Origin of the sequence: Teredinibacter turnerae T7901, assembly GCF_000023025.1 — a bacterium.
GTDB classification, from domain to species: Bacteria; Pseudomonadota; Gammaproteobacteria; order Pseudomonadales; family Cellvibrionaceae; genus Teredinibacter; species Teredinibacter turnerae_B.
In genome coordinates this window covers 165,192-184,238 of sequence record NC_012997.1, presented here as the reverse complement: position 1 = coordinate 184,238, position 19,047 = coordinate 165,192, and the positions used below count along the sequence as shown (strand labels likewise).

The following is a 19,047-nucleotide window of genomic DNA, read 5'->3' as shown; positions in this document are numbered from 1 at the left end:
ATGCTATGAAAAACTTAACTCTGCTTTTAGCTCCGATTGTGTTGCTCACCGCCTGCGGCGGTCAGGGCCAAATGACACAAGCTCCTGCGTTGACGTCGCTAGCCGAGTCTTCGACATCAGCGGAATGCTCACGTTTATCCCTAGAGAGCGCCATTGATTCCACCTTGCAATCGATCGTCACCGATGTGAACGATTTCAGTTTTTACGTGGAAGATATCAACGGCGATTCCTACGAGTTCAATCGGGGTAATTCCACGTTACAAACCCCTTATGAGTCTGCGTCCACCTCCAAGTGGGTGACGGCTGCCGTGATTATGCAACTGGTGGATAGCGGCCTGCTGAGTCTAACCGATATGCCCAATACGTTTCTCAGTCAGGACGAGTGGCCAATGCCCGCGCGCGACCCGCTCAGCGGGCTGACTCTGGCACAGTTGCTCAGTTTCACCTCGGGGCTCAACCGCACGCCCATCTGCACCAATGCGCCCAACTCAGATTTCTTTGCCTGTATCAACAACATTGCACGCAACAACCGGCTGTTTAACAGCACTCCGGGAGCAGAGTTTTATTACGGCAGTTCGCACCTGCAAGTTGCAGGCGCAATGGCAATTAAAGCGCTGGGCGGCGAAGATGCTGACTACGGCTGGAGCGACGTATTCGCTAACTTTAAAAGCCTGACCGGCCTGTTCCCAACTTCGGCCTACAACCTTCCATCAGTGGAGAACCCCCGCTTGGCCGGCGGTATGACCTGGACCGGTGAAGAGTACATCAATTTTATCCGCGCCTTCCGCGATCTGGATTTTTACACCTCGCCAGCCATCGTTGACCAGATGACCAGCGACCAGCTTAACGGCGCGGTAGTGGCAAATTCCCCTGCGCTCGATGGTATCGGCGAAGACTGGCACTATGGCTTTGGCATGTGGGTGGAGTGTCACCAGTCCAGCTTTAGCGACGCGTGCCTGCCCACAGAGCAGGTTTCAAGCCCCGGGGCCTACGGTGCTTATCCGTTCCTGAATATTGCGGAAGGCTATTTTGGACTGGTCGCCCGCCAGGGCGAGTTAGGAACCTTCAGTGAAGGTTATGCAATATACGACGCAATACGCGACGATGTGGAAGCCTGGGCTGCCTGCCCAAATTAACCAGCCCTGCAGCACCTGTGTGTAGAAAAGTAGGTAGAAAAAGTCACGCGCGCCGCTTGGGCTGCCAGCCCGCGTGACCTAAACCAAATCAAACGCCAATGTTTGTGAATGCTCACTTTCTGCGAACATCAATCAGCCGGCGAGTACTCCCGCCTGATAATCTTGAATAGCCTGTTCAATTTCAGCGACCGAATTCATCACGAAAGGCCCGTGTTGGACGATGGGTTCACGCAAAGGCTCGCCCGCCAACACAAGTAATCGCGCTTCTTCCGTGCCGTTGTTAGTCACTTGCAGCGCGCCTTCACCGGCCATGCGGCTCAGCGTTTGCTGACGCGCTGGCACCCTATCCTCACCGAGCGTGACCGCTCCGTCGTAGGTGTAGACTAAGGACGTCATCGAGCTTTCTAGCGGCAGCTCCACAATAGACCCTGGCGCCAGGTGAATATCCAGCATCATGGCCTGTGTGTCGGGCACATCGAAGTAACCTTTTACCAGGGTATCGCCGAGCGTGATCTGCCCGGCAATCGCCTTAACAGAAAAATTACTGAATGTGTAAACCGGTATGTCGTCACCAGGAATATCCTGATAGTGAGCGGGCTTCATCTTATTGGCCGCGGGTAAATTTACCCACAGCTGAAAACCGCGCATCCGACCTTCAGTTTGGCGGGGCATTTCGGAGTGGATAATACCTCGCCCGGCGGTCATCCACTGAACATCTGAATCGTTCAGCAGGCCGACATTGCCCATGTGGTCACGGTGCTCCATTTTGCCTTGCAGCATATAGGTTACCGTTTCAAAGCCGCGATGCGGGTGTGGCGGAAACCCGCCGATGTAGTCGCTGGCTACATCTGAACCAAACTCGTCCAACATCAGAAACGGGTCGAACCGTTCCGGGCGGGCGCCACCAAACACCCGCAGCAATTTAACACCGTCGCCGTCGGAAGCTTGCTGTGCTCGAATTTGTTCAACTACCTTGCGCATCGTTCACCTCTTTCTTAAGCGATTGTCAGAGACTCAACAGCAGCAGCGATTGCCGCTTCAGCCTCAGTTAACGTATTTGCCCGAGCCTCTTCACCCATAGCGAGACCTTCCGCGTAAATAAACTCCACGTCGGATATCCCTAAAAAGCCCAAAAACGATTTCAGGTAGGGTGTGTGGGTATCCAGCGGAGTATCGCGGTAAGCGCCGCCACGAGAAGCCAGCACGAAAACTTTTTTTCCAGAGACCAGACCAACCGGGCCCTCGGAGGTGTACTTGAAGGTGGTTCCGGCCCGCGCCAGATGGTCCAGCCAGCTTTTTAACTGCGCGGGGATACCGAAGTTATACATGGGGGCGCCGATCACAATAATGTCTGCAGCCAACAGCTCTTCAATAAGCTGATTGCTTAGCTCCGCTTTGCCTTCACCCATGGCGGCGAACGTTGCGCCATCAAGGTAGGGGACTGGGTCCTGGCCGAGATCGCGATGAATGACAGAAACGTCAACCAGCTTTTCGGTCAAGGCGTCGGTCAATGTCTTGCCAAGTGCGCCAGAAACGCTGTTATCACCCAAGATGCTGGAATCTATGTGTAGAACCTGTGTGCTCATGTGCTTCTCCTGTTCTCATATTTGTTTAACTGCACACATTTTATACCTAATATTTTGATAGAATACACGTATATTTAGCACAAACTGATCGAATTATTGAATATGAAAACCACTTTGGAGCAATGGCAAACCTTTAAAACGGTTATCGACGAAGGCTCGTTTGCAAAGGCGGCCGAAGTGCTTAACAAGAGCCAGTCGAGCGTGAGCTACATTATCGCGCGCCTGCAAGAGCAGTTGCCGGTACCGCCACTGGTACAAAAAGGCCGCAAAGCCGAGCTGACGGAAGCAGGCAAACTCCTATACCGTCACGCCAGTGATCTCTTGGCGCAAGCGGAGCAGCTGGAAGAAACAGCGGGTCATTTAGCGAAGGGATGGGAAGCGGAAGTGTCGATTGCGGCGGATGCGTTGGTACCTATAAACAGGGTCTTTTGCGGCCTGCAGGCGTTCTCGAGTTTCTGCCCCAATACCCGCATCCGCATCATCGAAACCACCTTATCTGGCACCGACGAAGCACTGCTCACCAAACAAGCGGATATCGCACTGTCCGGGCGAGTACCGCCTGGATTTCTCGCCAAGCCGCTGACCGATGTCACCATGCTGCCGGTCGCTGGGGCGCAGCATCCGTTAGCAAAATTGGACATAGTCACAGAGCAGGACCTTAAACAGCATCGGCAGATAGTGGTGCGTGATTCCGGCACAAAACGCAGCCAGGATGCAGGCTGGCTGGAAGCGGAACAGCGCTGGACAGTCTCCTGGTTTTCCACCAGCATCGAAGCCTTAAAATCCGGCTTGGGGTTCGCGTTTGTTCCCCACCACCGCGCCCAGCCGTATCTCGAAAACGGGGAATTATGTGCATTGCCGCTGGAAGGAGGCGGGACCCGACGGATCCCACTTTATTTAATCGTTGCCGCGCAGAGCTACGCTGGCCCTGCGGTAAAAGCTGTAGCAGAGCGACTGCTGGCTGCGTTTAACGCAGAACACAAAGCTTGAGGCTCCAGGCTTTGCGCCAAATTATTAACCCGGCCCATCGGCGAATGGCGGTGCTTCCCTGCCCCGCCTAATAACTTCGCAATTTTCATTGCCAAGTTAATAGTTAAAAATAGACGCGCATAAAAATTAACGAGAACGAATTCCACTGAGACACATCGACATCTTCTTTCGCGTCGCGATATGTCTCTGGGGGTTCATCATCATAATAACTAACGTGAACCTCCGTAACATCACCGCTCAAATTTTGATACGTGTACCCAACATCTATACCCAGGTTGACCTTGTCATTGATAGAGTAAAACACACCAATTCGCGGCGAAACCAGGTAACCCGAGAGTTTCTCCTCTGAATACAAGGTCTGGTAGTTTTGCTCGATATTCGTCCCATATACGGCGCTCAACTCACCATCACGCTGCAAGTAACCCGCTCGGATGCCATACTGCCAGAACAAAGAATCCTGCAGTGCGCGCACTCGCAACACACTGAGGCCAACAGAAAACGATTGATCGTCTGATTTTCTCGACTCGAATAATTCATCAGAATTGTAGGATATGGACGCAAAACTTACGTAAGGTTCATAAATTGTATTTTGCGACCTGATCGGCAGTCGTATCTCGGCACTGTCGTCCGACGAAATCCCTGCCGCCAACCCCATGTCCGCGAAAGCGGACCCAGACAAAAACGCCATTAAACCTGCCACGACCGGCATCATTTTTTTTAACACGCGACTCTCCTTGATATTTCCTTCCTAATTAGTTAGCCGCGACAAAATACACGGATCTCAAACCTGGCGGAATGCATTATTCACATATTCACGCACTAATTAATGTAACAATTTAATCGATCAAACAAAATTAAAATTGTGAAGTACAAATACAAAGAGATCCGCTGTAGATGCCAATGAAAAATCGCACATGCTGGAGCAACAGGATTAATTTTGATTATAAATGCGCGAGCAAATCTAAACGACACCCAGCATCGGCACTATCGATACCGCAAGCAATAGCCCCATCGCAATATTAAATCGCTTTAAAACTCTATCATTATGAATTAATCGATTTAGCAAGGCGCCGAAAAACAGCCAGACCAACATGCTCGCCGTACCAATCGTAAAAAACACCACCAGCAAGCGCAGAAACTGTGCAATAAAATCACCTACCTGGGTAAACGACGCTACAGCGCCTATGGAAATAATCCAGGCTTTGGGATTCAACCATTGAAATAACACCGCTTGCCAAAAAGTGAGCGGCTCGCTTCGGCTTTTTTCTTCGTTTAATCCGCTTGACGTAGCAATTTTCCAGGCGAGATATAACAAATACGCACCCCCCAAAATTTTAATGATTTGATGGGCCATGGGATAAGCCGTAAACACCGCGCCCAGGCCTAGAGCGATGGTGGCAAGCATAAAATTAAAACCGAGAATAACCCCCCAAAAGTGCGGCCAACTGCGGGCCACACCGTGATTGAGACTTGAGGTCATTAACATTAAGGTATTCGGGCCTGGTGTAATGGAGGCTGCCAGGCAGAACGTTAGCATGGAAATCAATTCGTGGGAGACGTACAACGTAATACCGCCTTTTATTAAGATCAGCCTTCCATTGCAATGTAGTTGGGGTGTGCTTCAATCCGCGCAAACCAGTCGCTGATAAAATTGTAAGGCGCCAAATCGAATCCGCCCTCTTCCGCCACGTGGGTGTAGGCATACAAACTGATGTCCGCTATGGTTAGCCGTTCGCCGACAAAAAACTGGTGCGTCGCCAAGTGCGTATTCATCAGTTGCAGAGCCGTTATGCCGCCGGCTTGAGCACTATCGTAATCGGCGCGACGATGTTCCGGCATACCCAGATAGCGCTGAATATAGCGCGCAACGGCAATACAGGGTTCGTGACTGTACTGCTCATAAAATTGCCATTGCAAAACCTGCGCTCGCAGCAAACGATCATTTGGCAGATAGGGCGAGCCCTCAGCAAAATAGTTCAGGATCGCATTAGACTCAGCGAGGTACTCGCCACTGTCCAATTCAACCAGTGGTATTTTACCGTTACTGTTCTTTTGTAAGAATTCCGGCGTGCGGGTTTCTCCCGCGAGAATGTCCATATGCTTCCAGGTGTACGGAATATTCAGAAACGATAGCAGCAACTTAATTTTGTAACAGTTACCAGAATAAATATCACCGTAAACCTTGATCATTTAGGGTACTCCTTTTATGGTCACTCACATTGGTCAGCAAAGTGCCAGGGCGCACTTTACCGGGAAGCCGGGAAGAGCTTCAGGTTGTCGAGCGCAGCGCGGAAGATAAACAGTTGGCAAAGCAGGCGAGTTTATGAGTAATTTTGGAAGTGAGCAAGGTTATCGCATAGCCCACACGCTGGGTGTTCTAATGATCGTCGGCGCAGTCGGTTGGTCGCTGTTACGTATTACTGGCATCACAAGCTCACCGGCGCTGCTTCCTCTCGTGTTTTTTATGGTGTTTCAGATGTTACTCGGCGGGTTATTGCTTTACGCTGCGCAACTCAAAAAAAATCACTCATTGCTCTCGCAAAAATTTTACCCCGCGAGCATCGCCGCCGCCATACTGTATCTTTTGATGCTCTGGCACTGGCTCCAGTCACCAGCACTACACGCTTAGAGTCAGAATTCGCGCAATAAGTTGTGCCTGCGAGTGGCAGCCGACCTTGTGCATGGCCGATTTCAATTGCTGCCTGACGGTGCCCAGGCTGACTTTACGCAGCTCCGCAATTTGGGCCAGGCCGGTACCCTCACACAAATGTGCCACCACTTCCGCTTCGGCCGCACTCAGTGCAGTCCAACACATGATCAAGCCCGGAGATAACTGAGTGGCGGTGCGCAAGGGTTGGATTTGCACCAGCAACGCACCCTGTTGCTGTCCCGGTAGGTGCACACCTGTGTACAACCAAGGGCTGACCTTAACCCGGTAACCCACACCGCCGGCAACCACGGAAAAGCTTTCGGCACTATTAAACGTCGCCATCCGGAACCCGGCAATACAGGCCTCTAATTGCGACTGGTTGCGCTCATCAACAAACGTCAACTTTCTTTCGCAGCCGATCCCGAGTAATTCACCATTTTGAGCCAAACCATCTAACGCATGATTGTGCTCGTAGACGCGTAAATGGTAGTCGCATATGAGCGCTGGCTGCGTCTGCGCGGCAAACAGGCCTGCAAAAGCCCGCTGCTGCGCGGTTAACTGCTGCATTTGCCGCCCGAGCTGCAGCGCCTGCTCAAAGTGAGACACGTAGTGCTGTGCGCGCCGCTTCTCAGATTCGTCGAAATGCTTCTGATCGCCGCCGCGCATCAATGCCAGTTCAGTCATCATCGGCGGATCAAAACTGTCGCCCGACACCAGGAGACACCCCAAGCCGTGGCGGATATCCGCAGGGCGCGCGAAGTCGTGGTAGATCTCGGAATTTAAAAAGGCGCGGTCATCATAGACCTCGTGACTGCTCCGGAACTGATTGGGTTCGTGCTGGGCCAGCGCTTTGGTCCACACATCGACCTTGTAGTAATGCTGGTGATATTGATCAAAATGGCCGTGACTAAAGCCATGCTCGATAAATGCAAACGGCTGGGCATCAACACTCGCGCGCGCCGCAATAAAAAAATGGCTCGCGCCCAGGTCGGTAGCCACATCCGCCAGTACCTCCTGCCAGGTGTCCGGTGCGTTTACCGTATTGTATATACGGTAGATCAGCTCGCTACAGCGCTCATCTGGCATGGGCTACACCCCCAGCAAACCCCAGAACACCCCTCCCTGCCAGTAACCCGGTCAGCCTCTCCCGCCGTTGCTTCATGAACACCCCCTCATCCCTTCGCTCACGCATAGTTTTTATCTACCGCTCTTATTGGCGAGTTCTATAATTGCCTATTGGCGCGTATATTTCTCTCTATCCTCAGCATAAACGGCTTTTGTGTCAACGTATTGAACGTGAAATCAAACTGGACAGAGTCAGAAAGCAGGCTGAGCAAACATGCTGGAAGAGCGAGAAGAGCTGGAGAGATGAGGGTTATTCGCGTAGAGCGCCCTGAAGCACTATGGCCTCAGAGCTTTACAGCTAGCTGAGGACTCAATCGAAAAAGGTCACTTCGCCGGTTTCCAATGAATATTCTGCACCCACTATTTTAAGTTTGCCCTGCTCGACGAGCTGCTCGAGAATTTCAGAGCCATGACTCAGCTGATTGGTAGACGCCATAATATTGGCGTGAATACAGGCTGGCACTAATTTTTCTCGGTCGTTGCGCAGCTCCGTGTGAAATAACGGCTCTACGGCAGGCCGGATTCTGTTCACGATAGACATCACATTGGACGACTGCTCAGCTGCAGGCTTTTCCAGCAGATCCAGCGTGGCGTTGATTGCACCACAGCGGGTGTGACCGAGCACAATAACCAACGGGGTACCGAAGGTTTCCGCTGCAAACTCGACGCTACCCACTTGTGAGGGGGCAACTATATTGCCGGCAACGCGAATAACAAATAAATCCCCCAGGCTCTGGTCGAAAATAATTTCAGCAGGCACGCGAGAATCGGAACAGCCCAAAACAATCGCAAAAGGTGCTTGCCCTTGGGCATGATCTGCAAGATTCATTTGCTTCACTATCGCATCCACACTACGTACACCGGCTACAAATCGTTGGTTACCTTCTTTCAGCCGGGTTATGGCTTCGTCTGCACTGATCATCGCTTTACTCCTCTGCAAAAAGCCCCTAAGTTTTCAAGGCTTTTATGGTCGTTTTATATCGGCGCCGAAGTATAAAGACAGCGCCTCCCAGAGGAAAGCATTTGCCAAGCCCCTAATGTGGCTGGATCTAAATACGCCGGAACTCAAAAAACACCGCACCAGGTTAGCGGCACAGACTTGTGCCGCCCCTTTTACGGCCCGACCAGGGCCGACTAACACTAATAACTGCGCAGGTAAATCACGCCAACCGCATCCAGTTTGCTGCCGCTGCGACCAGCAAAACCGGCTATTTGAAACTGATCATTGGCAGTGTATTTAAAGTCGCCACCACCGCCGTTTCCACCCTTGCTCAAGGTGCGGCCATAATTCGTGGTAATCACCATGCTGTCGACCCGGCTACCGTAGCGACCGGTTACAGAAGTGATATATTCACCCGAGTAAAAATACAAGGTACTGCAGGTACCGCCGTTACCACCTTTTTTACCATAGCTTTGGACGTTGCCGTACACGTCTTCAATATTGGTAGAAATGGAATCTACAACCGAACCACCGCACAAGGTGATATCGTGAATTTGTGAAAAATCCGTAGGTGGGTTGTCAGCGAACGGCGTTCCCCCCCATCCACCAGACACACCCGCTTCAAATTTTTGTGCGCCCGCCACCATGGAAGACAACATCAAAACGCCGGCAATTATTTTTTTCATGAAACAATCCTTATGTAAACAATTGATTATTGCTGATCAATCAGCGCCAGGACGTTGCGCAAACACAATTGGAAATACGAAGCCGTCCGACTATTCTGCTTTCCGCTTGCACAACCCCGCAAAAATTATGCAGGCCGCCTTAAGGTATGTTAAGCGGAAAAACAATCACCGCCCCACCCTGATAACTTGTTAACAAATAGTAAAAATAACGATTTCTAGTATTGAAAAAAGCTCCTGCTTTCCAACCGAGCAGGGCAGTGGCAGAAAAAATCCGCTTACATAAAAAAGATAGGATTTTTAATCTTTATCAGTCTCAACCCGGGGCTATGCACTTGCGGATGCGTTAATGCACACACCACATCCGGAGCGTTGCTCCAATTACAGACTCACTTGGATCAACCAACCCCAATTCAACTCGCTTACAATCCTTCGCGATATTGAATATTTTTTTCCGCTGCAAGAGAAACCAGAGGATTGACCAAACGTCGAACCAGGCGTGATTACCAACATCCCGGATCTCATATGAAATAGGCGGGTTAATAAAAAACGCATTTCAATGAAAACGGTAGATACAGACAAGTCGTTCTATTTTCGAAATGAGTCCACAAACGCTATATATATATCTATTCGAAACTACAAAACGTTTTTATATTTCTATTCATAATTTAATCACAGAATCTAAGAAAACTTTCAATTTAAAATAATGCAGTTAGCGGCGTGCCAAGTGCCTAAAAGACGCTAGAAATGTAGACTCGTTAAAAATACTGTTTCAAGCGACATTCATTGAACAGAGTTTTGACATTTGTCACTCAGATGCCATATTTCGAAGCCTATACTCCCTCCCGTTGTTCAGCACAACAACAATAAGTTCGTCGCTTCTGCTAATCGATCACCAGACATAATAATAACGAAATACGCGACCAACTATTGGGTGCCAGAAAACAATACGACAGGTTGCTTTTTTCTCAATATGACAGCATCAGGCTGATAGCAAAGACGATATATTGCTGAACGATACCCCAGCGGCAAAAGCAACCAATAAGTGGCAACCCAGCCTTCAGCCCGCAGCAAAAGCCAGCCCAGAGGCGGCGATGCCAATAACGGCATCGCCGCTGACTCTGACTGGCAGCGTATGCGACAGGCATCGCCGATTTGTACTGCGCAATTCGCCGGCTTTCGTGCGGTGACCTTAACTAAATACGCTTCGTCAAATACAGAATTAAAATACAGAAATATTCGCGAAAACTCGCTGTACATCTGATTCAATACATGAACAGTGAGGCGCATAACGTAACTATTACGGTAATTTAATCATCCAATATACGAAGTTTGATGCCAAAATATCGGTAAAAGCATTTTTATTTGTACACAATGCACAGAATAAATTTATTATTGAGCATACCATTCAGGTATTCCACTCTCTCCTCCTCGGGCCTCTTTTGAGGCTCATTTTGTTTTTAAGCCGACACCGTCGTTTTAGAAGCAGACTCCGTAGCTCTGTGCGCTCCAGCGAAAGGGTAGGTTGCGTTAAACCAATAAACGCAAAAGAACCGATTAAAAAAACCATTCTCTGCTGTTGGTAAGCCGGCATGAGCGAACCTATTGCATAGCGCGCAATACGATTAACGTATTTAGGAATCTATACTGAAATTGCGCCTACAAAATTACGTACTCCCTTACCAACCATTGCGCAACGACATCCGCAAGCCACTCAGGATTATCAATTGGCACATCGTGGCCAGCGGACGGATGCACTTCAAGTGGCCAATTTAAGTAGTGCGCCAACTCACCAGAACACCTGGCGTCTACCAATCGATCCCGTTGGCTGGCGATCACCAACCCCTTCTGGGCAAGAGTTTCGTTCAATGTGAAGCCCGCCGCAGCCAACAGCAGACGCACCAAATTTAAACGCGATACCGGGCGCGCGCGTTGAATCTGCCACCAACCTTGCCGTGCTTGCTCGGGCTGCGTGTTGCTGACCAGATTAAAAATGCAGTTTTCCCGCTGCCGAAGTGGCAGCGCAAGTGCAGTTAGCGCGGTCAATAATGCCTGCGGACACATACGTCTATACCACGGTTGATTACCGGTGCTGCTGTTAATAACCACTACGCCGTCCACCAGCGATTCATAACGATTTGCCAGGTCCAGCGCGATCAGCCCTCCCATCGACAAACCCACCACCACGGTGCAGGCGTCTTTGGTTTTTGTGGGTAGGCGACGCACCAGATCATCGGTCAGTTCCGTAAGGCGGTGACTGGCTTTGCGCTGGTATTCGGTTCCGCAGCCAGCAGTATCCGGTGTGGCGAAGGTAAAATAGATGTAGGGCGCTATCTCCGCACAGCGGCGTTTTAACAGCTCGGCGAACCCGAACCAGTGTTCCGATTCGCGACCCAGTCCGCGCAACAAGATAACGTTAATTCCACAGGACATGTGCAGCCTGCTTTAATAGTTTGACCTGTTCATCTACCGGCAACCATTCGCGATAATCAATTGCCGCAGATAGCAAAAAATCCAGCAAAGAGAGATGTCGGCGCAATACCCGCGAATGACGGTGCGCTTTCTGAGGATTAAACATTCCAGCAAAATTAAAAATTTGCGCGGGGCGCTTCTTTACCCAGGCCCATGAGCCCATCTCCAATGTGAGGGGAATAAATGTATGATTTTCCCTTTTTTTTGCCTGTAAATAGAAATCATCCCAAATATCTCCGTGCGATAAATAGTGGATGGATTGCGGTTCGAAAATATAATTGTGGTGCGGAAAACAGCGCTCCCATAACAGTTTCAACGCGAGATAATTTTCGATACTGCCGATGAGCTTTTTGCGATAGGCATAAGGGAACCACAAACGATCGTGGGTGCCAAAGCCGGAATGTAAATCGAGCGCCATTGCCATCGCGCGGGGATACACCTCGCGTTCAACCACCTGTTGTAGTAACCGGTATTCCAGTTCCTGAGGCTGACCAGCACTACCGCGATACCAGGGCAACCACGAACCTATTCGATGCCCACCCACAAGAAAAGGCACCTTATCTTCTGCGGTAACCAGGCCGTTGCGATTCAAATCAACGCCATTGCCGTTCGCGCGACGGTTGGCGAACATCCCCACAGGATTAACAATCGGCACTACGACCAGCCGCAGGCGAGACAGCTTTTGCTGCAGGGCGCTATCCCATTCGAGCCGGCTGAGCAGGCTCGACAGCCACGCCAGAATTACCTGGCTGCCAATGCGTTCAATGCCGTGGACACCCCCGGTAATCAGTAGTACTGGCGTTTTTTTATCGGCCGCCGAACCACCCAGCGTAAGACAGTAAAAAGGGAGTTGCAGCCCCTGCCAGGGAAGCAAGCCCTCGCAGCTCGCATCCAGGGTAGATGAATAGGTGTTAATCAAGCGTTCCAGCCACAACAATTCCGGCAGTGCTTTTTTAAGCCGTTTACGTTCTTGCGGTGGACGCTTGGGAAGGGCCAACTTTATATCGCGCGGTGACGCTGGGTTCTGTACAGGTGGTACCGATTTCATAAGTTATCCAACAGTTCTGGTGGCACCTGGCCAAACAAACTAACCCACCGACATACACCAGCGCCAATAATGCATCTTACTCATTGAAGTATAGTGACAAGCCACGTGCGCGCAGTGTTGCTTACAACAACCTCCACGCGCCTCACTGGCATTGATTTCGTTGAGAATCGCAAAATTCACGCCGTCTTTTATTAACCTGCTGGCATGCTTTTATCAGTAAAAGCACGCGCCCGCGTATTTTGCTCGAGCAATATCGAAGCGAGTACAGCAAGGCTTCTTACAAAAAGGCTTATTAAATCGTCTTAGATAACCCATATAAACGTATGAGTTTTCTGCGCGCTCACTGAGTGATATCCGCAAGCAACCAGCCGGCGTGTTTTTAAACCCGGTGATTTGCCAAACATTTGTGATGAACGAAATATTTTTTTCGCTTTTTGTGTGAGAATCTCACCGCCATCCATTTAGCACGTTAATAATTCTTACACCGGCGGCTATGGATTTTACAGGCACGCTATCCCTTCCGCGGCATCGCTCAATCGCCGCATTTTATATGTAAAAAAATAATGATTTAGCACGGAGTAAACTATGAATAACAACTGGTTTAACAAACTTTGGCGAGGTGCGGCATGCTCCGCTCTCGCCGTGTTTGCAAGCGCTAGCTTAGCGAACACGGTGACCTCGGCTGGCGGCACCGCAGCCGCGACCATTAACGTTAATAACGACTGGGGCGCAGGCTATTGCGCAACTGTCGCCATTAGCAACCAAGGTTCAGCACCGGTAACAGGCTGGCAGGTCGAGCTGGCGCTGAACGGTGCAACCATTTCCAACCTTTGGAACGGTTCGCTCACGGGTAATCTGGTGAGCAACCTCAGCTACAACGGCACCATTAATGTGAACGGTAGTAGTGAGTTTGGCTATTGTGCCAACGGCAGCGGTGGAAACTATCTGCCGTCACTAGCCAGCCTGACAGTACAGGGTGGCGGCACAACTTCTAGCTCCAGCTCCAATTCGTCGAGTTCAAGCTCCAGCTCAAGCTCATCGAGCTCAAGTTCCTCCAGCTCAAATTCCAGCTCGTCGAGCTCTAGCTCTAGCTCTAGCTCTAGCTCTAGCTCTAGCTCATCAAGCAGCTCCAGTTCGTCGGGCGGCGCGTGCCAGGTGTGCAACTGGTACGGTGAAATTCGCCCTCTGTGCGCTAACCAGGACAGCGGCTGGGGCTGGGAAAACAGCCAGAGCTGTATTGGCGCCAACACCTGTAACAGCCAGTGGGGCGGCGGCGGTGTGGTGAACAACTGCGGCTCTACCAGCAGCTCGAGCTCATCCAGCTCCAGTTCGTCCAGTTCATCATCTTCCGGGGCGTCTTCGAGCAGCAGTTCCTCATCGAGCAGCTCTTCATCCTCAAGTAGTTCGTCATCCTCAAGCAGTTCCTCAAGCAGCTCGTCTTCGTCCTCGAGCAGCTCGTCCTCTTCGTCCAGCAGTTCCAGTGGCGGAATCCCTAACGCTGCGAGTAACGGCTGGCCATACTGTCGCTCCGCCGATTCCGATCCGGACGGCGACGGCTGGGGATGGGAAAACAGCTACTCCTGTATCGTTTTTGGTTCTGCCGCCGACCCAGGTCCAGGTGACTTTGACTACTGCCTGATTGGTGACAGCGAATTGACCCTGTGTAGCGCAGACAACGGTAGTTGGGGTGCCGAAAACGGCGAAATCTGCCTGTCCGCCAGCATGTGCCCCGGTATGGGGTCGGGCGTGCAAGGCGCTATGCGCGATACACCGGTAAATCCGGATGCCAGTGCTAAAACCCAGTCGCTCTACAGCTACCTGCAATCGATCTGGGGGAATCATATGCTCTCGGGCCAGATGGACCTCACCTGGCAAGACGCCATTGACCAGTACCAACGCTGCATCAACGATACAGGTCGCGCGCCCGCAATGATGGGTTATGACTTCCTCAACTACGGCTTGTACTGGAACGGTATCTCGGGCATTACGCAAACCGAAGAGGCTATCGAACACTGGAACCGCGGCGGTATCGTGTCCTTCACTTGGCACTGGCGTGACCCAGACGCGGCAGACGGTACGATTGGTGAGTTCTACACCGAAGACACTAGCTTCACTATCCCCATCGCCAACGGCGAGCTGGACACGTCTAGTCCGTCCTATGCCAATATCCAGGCAGACATTGCAATGATTGCTGCCGAGCTGCAAAAGCTGGAAGACGAAAACGTCCCCGTACTGTGGCGCCCATTGCACGAAGCGTCCGGCGGTTGGTTCTGGTGGGGTCGTTCAGACCGCACGGATGGAGTCCCAGCGGCCTACGCGCAGGTTGTCCTCTGGCGTCACTTGTACGAAACACTCACCAACGAGTACGGCCTGGATAACCTGATCTGGGTGTGGAATGGTCAGAGCGGTGCCTGGTATCCAGGGGACAACTACGTGGATATCGTGAGCGTGGACATCTACGACGGACAGCAGAACTACGAATCGCAGATTGGGCCATATGCACTGACCGCCAACTATCCGCAACAGGTGAAAATGGTTGCGTTGAGTGAAAACAGCAATATTCCAGACCCAGACCTGATGGCTGCAGACGGTGCCTGGTGGCTCTGGTTTATGGTATGGAACGATTCAGATACAGCCGAAGGTGTAAGCAGCTCCGGTAATTTCTGGACTGGCGAGTACTACAACACCAACGCGCACAAAACCCACGTGTACAATCACGAGTATGTCATCACTCTGGATGAACTGCCCGCGTTCTAAGCACGTGCACTAGCAGTAGTTAACTCAACGATAAATGCCCGCTCACGCGGGCATTTTTTTTGCGCATGCTACCGGTGCCTTAAAACATCTTCACCGCAGTAAACGCCGTGTTCACACTATTCACAACACAAACCTGTCCACAATGCCGTTTAGCTCGCGGGTCTTTTGCCGCAATTTTGCGGCGGCCGTACCGTTTTTAGCGGCGATTTCACTGGAGATATTGGTCTGATTGGAAATGGAGACGATGCGTTCGCTGATATCCGACCCCACCAGACTCTGCTCTTCTGCGGCTGTGGCAATTTGCGAGTTCATATTGTTGATAACCGAAACCGCATCGGAAATTTCCGACAACAGACTCGCAGTTTGGGAAATGCTTGCTTCAGTCAAATCGCTGCGCTTGCGGCTTTCCGCCATCACCGATACAGCACTGCGCGAGCCGCTCTGCAATTTGGCAATCATCTGCTGAATTTCTTCCGTACTGCCCTGAGTTTTACTGGCCAGGTTGCGAACCTCATCAGCCACTACCGCAAAGCCACGTCCCTGCTCTCCGGCGCGCGCAGCTTCAATCGCCGCGTTCAGCGCAAGCAGGTTGGTTTGCTCTGCAATACTTTCGATCACCTGGAGCACCGCGCTGATATTTTCCACATCGGTGCCCACCTGGGTAATCACTTCGCTGGTGCGCGCGATATCTTCACCCAGCATCCGCATGGAATCGCAGCTCTCGTTCACCGAATTGGCAATACTGATACTCGCCTTGTTGGCGGCTTTCGCCGAAGCCGCGGCCTCATTGGCGTTTTGCGCAGTTTCGCGTGAGGTGTGGGACATTTCTGTCATCGCCGAAGCAACCTGATCCACCTCCTCGTGTTGTTGGTGGCTCACCTGCTGTGTTTCCTCCACCGTACGTGTCAGGGATTCCGTTTCGGCGCTTACCTCGTTGGCAATCCCTTTAATATCACTGACCATCCGGTGCAGACTGTCGAGTAGTGTGTTCAGCCGTGAGGACACCAGGCCGACCTCATCTTTGCCGTGCACTTCCAGGCGCCGGGTTAAATCCCCTTTCCCTGTGGCAATTTCGTAGAGTGAATCGCCGATACTGCTCAGCGGGCCAACAATCGACTGTGCCAGAAACAGCGCGACAATCGTGAGGACAATGGCTAATACCAAAGCCACGATGCCCAACGTGGTCACCAGCCCGTTACGGGCAGACTGTAAATGCGACGCCAGGTTTTTGAGCTGTGCATCAATGGTATCGATATAAATACCGGTGCCAATCATCATATTCCAGCGCGGCAGATAAATAGCGTAAGACAATTTCGGCGATGCGACGTCTTCGCCAAGGCGGGGAAAGTGGTAGGTTACAAAGTGATTGCCTTCCGCAAAACCGTTTTTACGGCCCGCATCAATCAACTCGCGGATAAGGTAAACGCCGTTAACGTCTTTAAAATCGTAATAGCTTTTACCGATACTGGCATCACTGCTACCGCTGAATATTCGTACCGCATCGCCGTCGTAACCAAAGATATAGCCGTCCTTGCCATAGGACATTCGGCGCAGCAGTTGCACAGCTTCTTCTCTATCGGCGCCGGACTGGTAGAGCGGGCGCACCGTTGTCCAGGCAAGCTCAACCAGATCTTTGATCTCCTCGCGCTTGGCTTCCACAAAAATCTCTTCCGACGAGGCCAGCTGGCCTTCTGCTGCGGAATTCACTTCGCCTACAATCACCACCAGAATAATTGCAGACAACACCACCAATGGCAGAATGGCGACGGCCATCACGCGCGTTTTCACGGACAATTCGAGCATGCTTCCAAACCTGATAAATCACGACACTTTCCTAAGTGTAGATGGAACACTCGTCTCTCGGCAGGCTTTTACCAGACATATTGCGATGGCCGTACCGGCGCATGCAAGCGCAGCGGATTCGCAACCACAAAAAAGCCGACCCTAAGGCCGGCTCTCGCGCTTGCGGATAGACTTGCCCGAACTCAGTCTTCTACTGCACTTTCGACGTCGTCATCGTCCTTATAGCCATCTGAGTTCACGCCATCTTTACTGCGATCGCGTTTTTGCGCAGCATCGTCCGCGCTGTCGTTCGCCGGCTCCGCCTTGCTGAGCAGTATGTTGGCGGGCGGCGCTTTGCCGTTTTTGTCCTCACCAAAGTAGATGGTTTGATGCGGGAATGGAATTTCGATACCCGCTTCGTCGAAACGGTACTTCATGCGACGATTGAATTCGCGGCCCACCATCCACTGTTTGATTGGAACAGTTTTGATGCGCGCTTTAATAATAACCGCGCTGTCCGCGAAGGAGTCCACCCCCAGAATTTCAATCGGCGCGAGAATAAGATCTTTATAGTCGTCTTCGTTTTGCATTTCCTCGCCGATGGCCTGCAGGTGCTCAATAACGTCATCGGTGCTCTCGCGGTAGGCCACACCCACGTTCATCAGGTAGTAGCTGAACTCCTTCGTCATGTTTTCAACAATCGCGATCTCGCTGAACGGTACGGTAAACACCGTGCCATCAAGCCCGCGTAACTGGATCTTGCGTATGGTTATTTTTTCCACCAGACCAGATTTGCCACCAACGGTGACCACATCACCCACCTGTACCAAATCTTCAAAAATAATAATAAAGCCGGTGATCAAATCTTTAATCAGCGTTTGCGCACCGAAACCGACCGCAAAGCCAATCACACCTGCGCCGGCGAGCAACGGCATGATGTCGATCCCCAGTTCAGAGATCAGTGTAATGCCCAGCATCAGAAACAGCGCGATATTAACCACGTTGCGCGCAATCGGTAGCAGGGTTTGCACGCGCGTACTGTTAGCGCTGCTCCAGCGATGGAACACCCTGTCCATTACGCCAGAGACCACCTCAAATACCAGCGCACCCAATGCCAGCAAAAAACCCAGCGTCGCAATAAATTCAAAAGCCACACTGGACTTAGCATAAATGAACGTTTGGGTAGGGTTTTCCGCCCAGATACCGGTGAGAACCATCAGGTAAACGCACACCATCATCAACACCACGATTTTGTTCAGCGTCGATAAATAGGTACCGGTGCGGCGAAAGGAAATGCTGATGGTATCCACGGAGGTCTGCAGCTTGTGCAACAGTTTGCGCAGCACTTTTTCCAGGATGAAAAACACCAGGAAAAACACCAATGCCAGACCAACGGTCGCGATCAGTTTGCCCGCCAGCGACGCTGAAAGCCCGTAGTCGTCCAATAGCTTGGTCACGGAGCCCGCCCAATCTTCGCTGCTAACCGCCGTATCGACCAGCTCGCTGATACCAAGATCCAGGCCGGAATCCTCGTCAGCAGCGCTCTCCTCTCCACTCGACTGGCCGCCGTCGTCCACCTGCTCAGCGTTGTCATTATTGTCTGCCGGATTCACAACCTGCGCCTGAACACCTATGGGAATCGCCGTTAAGCACAGCATCAATAACATAACGATAAACGCCGACGGTGATGAACGATAAGCACGTTTAGGCACCGCACGGGTGCCATAGCGGGACGACAGAAAATTGACAATCATAAACAGCATTCAAGACTCCATGACTTGCAGCATTTTGAAGGGGTTAAAATTTTATAACTCGCGTGTTGCAATAATGGGGCCTTGTAAGTTTCCCGAACTTATTGCAAATGCGGGGTTAGAAAAC

The 19,047-nt window shown here is 51.4% G+C and carries 17 protein-coding genes; 5 read left to right on the top strand and 12 right to left on the bottom strand.

Annotated features, from left to right (window positions below; genetic code table 11):
- Positions 1-5 precede the first annotated feature (5 nt).
- Positions 6-1,136, top strand: coding sequence for a serine hydrolase (locus tag TERTU_RS00725; protein WP_015817407.1), 1,131 nt, complete (start codon positions 6-8; stop codon positions 1,134-1,136).
- Between the two features lie 132 nt (positions 1,137-1,268).
- Here the strand turns inward: TERTU_RS00725 and TERTU_RS00720 are convergent, their stop codons facing one another.
- Positions 1,269-2,117, bottom strand: coding sequence for a pirin family protein (locus TERTU_RS00720; protein WP_015819995.1), 849 nt, complete (start codon positions 2,115-2,117; stop codon positions 1,269-1,271).
- A 14-nt stretch (positions 2,118-2,131) separates the two neighbouring features.
- A complete protein-coding gene (locus TERTU_RS00715) occupies positions 2,132-2,722 on the bottom strand; it encodes an FMN-dependent NADH-azoreductase (RefSeq protein WP_015820177.1) in 591 nt (196 codons plus the stop codon).
- Positions 2,723-2,824: 102 nt separating this feature from the next.
- On the opposite strand from TERTU_RS00715, the gene TERTU_RS00710 reads away from it, so the two are divergent.
- A complete protein-coding gene (locus TERTU_RS00710; protein ID WP_015819073.1) occupies positions 2,825-3,712 on the top strand; it encodes a LysR family transcriptional regulator in 888 nt (295 codons plus the stop codon).
- A 103-nt stretch (positions 3,713-3,815) separates the two neighbouring features.
- Here the strand turns inward: TERTU_RS00710 and TERTU_RS00705 are convergent, their stop codons facing one another.
- The 3 genes from TERTU_RS00705 to TERTU_RS00695 form a co-directional block, all read right to left on the bottom strand.
- The gene (locus tag TERTU_RS00705; protein WP_015816997.1) at positions 3,816-4,436 is read right to left on the bottom strand and encodes a hypothetical protein; all 621 of its coding nucleotides are present in this window, start codon (positions 4,434-4,436) and stop codon (positions 3,816-3,818) included.
- Between the two features lie 237 nt (positions 4,437-4,673).
- Complete coding sequence (locus TERTU_RS00700; RefSeq protein ID WP_041590001.1) at positions 4,674-5,249, bottom strand: LysE family translocator; 576 nt, start codon at positions 5,247-5,249, stop codon at positions 4,674-4,676.
- A 50-nt stretch (positions 5,250-5,299) separates the two neighbouring features.
- Entirely contained in the window at positions 5,300-5,902 is a 603-nt protein-coding gene (locus TERTU_RS00695) for a glutathione S-transferase family protein (RefSeq protein WP_015817825.1), read from the bottom strand.
- A 133-nt stretch (positions 5,903-6,035) separates the two neighbouring features.
- Between TERTU_RS00695 and TERTU_RS00690 the strand changes: the two genes are divergently transcribed.
- The gene (locus tag TERTU_RS00690; RefSeq protein ID WP_015817388.1) at positions 6,036-6,341 is read left to right on the top strand and encodes a hypothetical protein; all 306 of its coding nucleotides are present in this window, start codon (positions 6,036-6,038) and stop codon (positions 6,339-6,341) included.
- On the opposite strand, the gene TERTU_RS00685 is transcribed toward TERTU_RS00690, so the two are convergent.
- The 3 genes from TERTU_RS00685 to TERTU_RS00675 all read right to left on the bottom strand — a co-directional run bounded on the left by TERTU_RS00685 (position 6,330) and on the right by TERTU_RS00675 (position 9,113).
- Positions 6,330-7,448 carry a helix-turn-helix transcriptional regulator gene (locus TERTU_RS00685; RefSeq protein WP_015818539.1) on the bottom strand — a complete coding sequence of 373 codons (1,119 nt, stop codon included), beginning with the start codon at positions 7,446-7,448 and terminating at the stop codon, positions 6,330-6,332. The two genes, TERTU_RS00690 and TERTU_RS00685, sit on opposite strands and share 12 nt — an antisense overlap.
- Positions 7,449-7,797: 349 nt before the next feature.
- Complete coding sequence (locus TERTU_RS00680) at positions 7,798-8,409, bottom strand: carbonic anhydrase (protein ID WP_015820089.1); 612 nt, start codon at positions 8,407-8,409, stop codon at positions 7,798-7,800.
- Between the two features lie 218 nt (positions 8,410-8,627).
- On the bottom strand, positions 8,628-9,113 hold the full coding sequence (locus TERTU_RS00675; RefSeq protein WP_015818853.1) for a jacalin-like lectin: 486 nt from the start codon (positions 9,111-9,113) through the stop codon (positions 8,628-8,630).
- A gap of 1,042 nt (positions 9,114-10,155) precedes the next feature.
- Between TERTU_RS00675 and TERTU_RS21125 the strand changes: the two genes are divergently transcribed.
- A complete protein-coding gene (locus TERTU_RS21125) occupies positions 10,156-10,374 on the top strand; it encodes a hypothetical protein (RefSeq protein WP_143876266.1) in 219 nt (72 codons plus the stop codon).
- Positions 10,375-10,769: 395 nt separating this feature from the next.
- Here the strand turns inward: TERTU_RS21125 and TERTU_RS00665 are convergent, their stop codons facing one another.
- Together TERTU_RS00665 and TERTU_RS00660 are read right to left on the bottom strand one after the other, a co-directional pair.
- The gene (locus TERTU_RS00665) at positions 10,770-11,543 is read right to left on the bottom strand and encodes an alpha/beta fold hydrolase (RefSeq protein WP_015819841.1); all 774 of its coding nucleotides are present in this window, start codon (positions 11,541-11,543) and stop codon (positions 10,770-10,772) included.
- Positions 11,527-12,630 (bottom strand): DUF2817 domain-containing protein, encoded by a 1,104-nt coding sequence (locus TERTU_RS00660; RefSeq protein WP_015819547.1) that lies wholly within the window; start codon positions 12,628-12,630, stop codon positions 11,527-11,529. The genes TERTU_RS00665 and TERTU_RS00660 overlap by 17 nt, the downstream gene beginning before the upstream one ends.
- A 585-nt stretch (positions 12,631-13,215) precedes the next feature.
- On the opposite strand from TERTU_RS00660, the gene TERTU_RS00655 reads away from it, so the two are divergent.
- Entirely contained in the window at positions 13,216-15,387 is a 2,172-nt protein-coding gene (locus TERTU_RS00655; protein ID WP_015819065.1) for a glycosyl hydrolase, read from the top strand.
- A 120-nt stretch (positions 15,388-15,507) separates the two neighbouring features.
- Here the strand turns inward: TERTU_RS00655 and TERTU_RS00650 are convergent, their stop codons facing one another.
- Positions 15,508-17,190, bottom strand: a complete 1,683-nt coding sequence (locus tag TERTU_RS00650; RefSeq protein ID WP_015819231.1) for a methyl-accepting chemotaxis protein — start codon at positions 17,188-17,190, stop codon at positions 15,508-15,510.
- A gap of 182 nt (positions 17,191-17,372) precedes the next feature.
- The gene (locus tag TERTU_RS00645; protein ID WP_015817603.1) at positions 17,373-18,932 is read right to left on the bottom strand and encodes a mechanosensitive ion channel family protein; all 1,560 of its coding nucleotides are present in this window, start codon (positions 18,930-18,932) and stop codon (positions 17,373-17,375) included.
- Between the last annotated feature and the right edge of the window lie 115 nt (positions 18,933-19,047).

Excerpts from the sequence above, each read along its gene's own strand:
- TERTU_RS00725 (WP_015817407.1), top strand. The coding sequence starts at position 6 with ATGAAAAACTTAACTCTGCTTTTAGCTCCGATTGTGTTGCTCACCGCC.
- TERTU_RS00720 (WP_015819995.1), bottom strand. The coding sequence starts at position 2,117 with ATGCGCAAGGTAGTTGAACAAATTCGAGCACAGCAAGCTTCCGACGGC.
- TERTU_RS00715 (WP_015820177.1), bottom strand. The coding sequence starts at position 2,722 with ATGAGCACACAGGTTCTACACATAGATTCCAGCATCTTGGGTGATAAC.
- TERTU_RS00710 (WP_015819073.1), top strand. The coding sequence starts at position 2,825 with ATGAAAACCACTTTGGAGCAATGGCAAACCTTTAAAACGGTTATCGAC.
- TERTU_RS00700 (WP_041590001.1), bottom strand. The coding sequence starts at position 5,249 with ATGCTAACGTTCTGCCTGGCAGCCTCCATTACACCAGGCCCGAATACC.
- TERTU_RS00695 (WP_015817825.1), bottom strand. The coding sequence starts at position 5,902 with ATGATCAAGGTTTACGGTGATATTTATTCTGGTAACTGTTACAAAATT.
- TERTU_RS00690 (WP_015817388.1), top strand. The coding sequence starts at position 6,036 with ATGAGTAATTTTGGAAGTGAGCAAGGTTATCGCATAGCCCACACGCTG.
- TERTU_RS00685 (WP_015818539.1), bottom strand. The coding sequence starts at position 7,448 with ATGCCAGATGAGCGCTGTAGCGAGCTGATCTACCGTATATACAATACG.
- TERTU_RS00680 (WP_015820089.1), bottom strand. The coding sequence starts at position 8,409 with ATGATCAGTGCAGACGAAGCCATAACCCGGCTGAAAGAAGGTAACCAA.
- TERTU_RS00675 (WP_015818853.1), bottom strand. The coding sequence starts at position 9,113 with ATGAAAAAAATAATTGCCGGCGTTTTGATGTTGTCTTCCATGGTGGCG.
- TERTU_RS00665 (WP_015819841.1), bottom strand. The coding sequence starts at position 11,543 with ATGTCCTGTGGAATTAACGTTATCTTGTTGCGCGGACTGGGTCGCGAA.
- TERTU_RS00660 (WP_015819547.1), bottom strand. The coding sequence starts at position 12,630 with ATGAAATCGGTACCACCTGTACAGAACCCAGCGTCACCGCGCGATATA.
- TERTU_RS00655 (WP_015819065.1), top strand. The coding sequence starts at position 13,216 with ATGAATAACAACTGGTTTAACAAACTTTGGCGAGGTGCGGCATGCTCC.
- TERTU_RS00650 (WP_015819231.1), bottom strand. The coding sequence starts at position 17,190 with ATGCTCGAATTGTCCGTGAAAACGCGCGTGATGGCCGTCGCCATTCTG.
- TERTU_RS00645 (WP_015817603.1), bottom strand. The coding sequence starts at position 18,932 with ATGCTGTTTATGATTGTCAATTTTCTGTCGTCCCGCTATGGCACCCGT.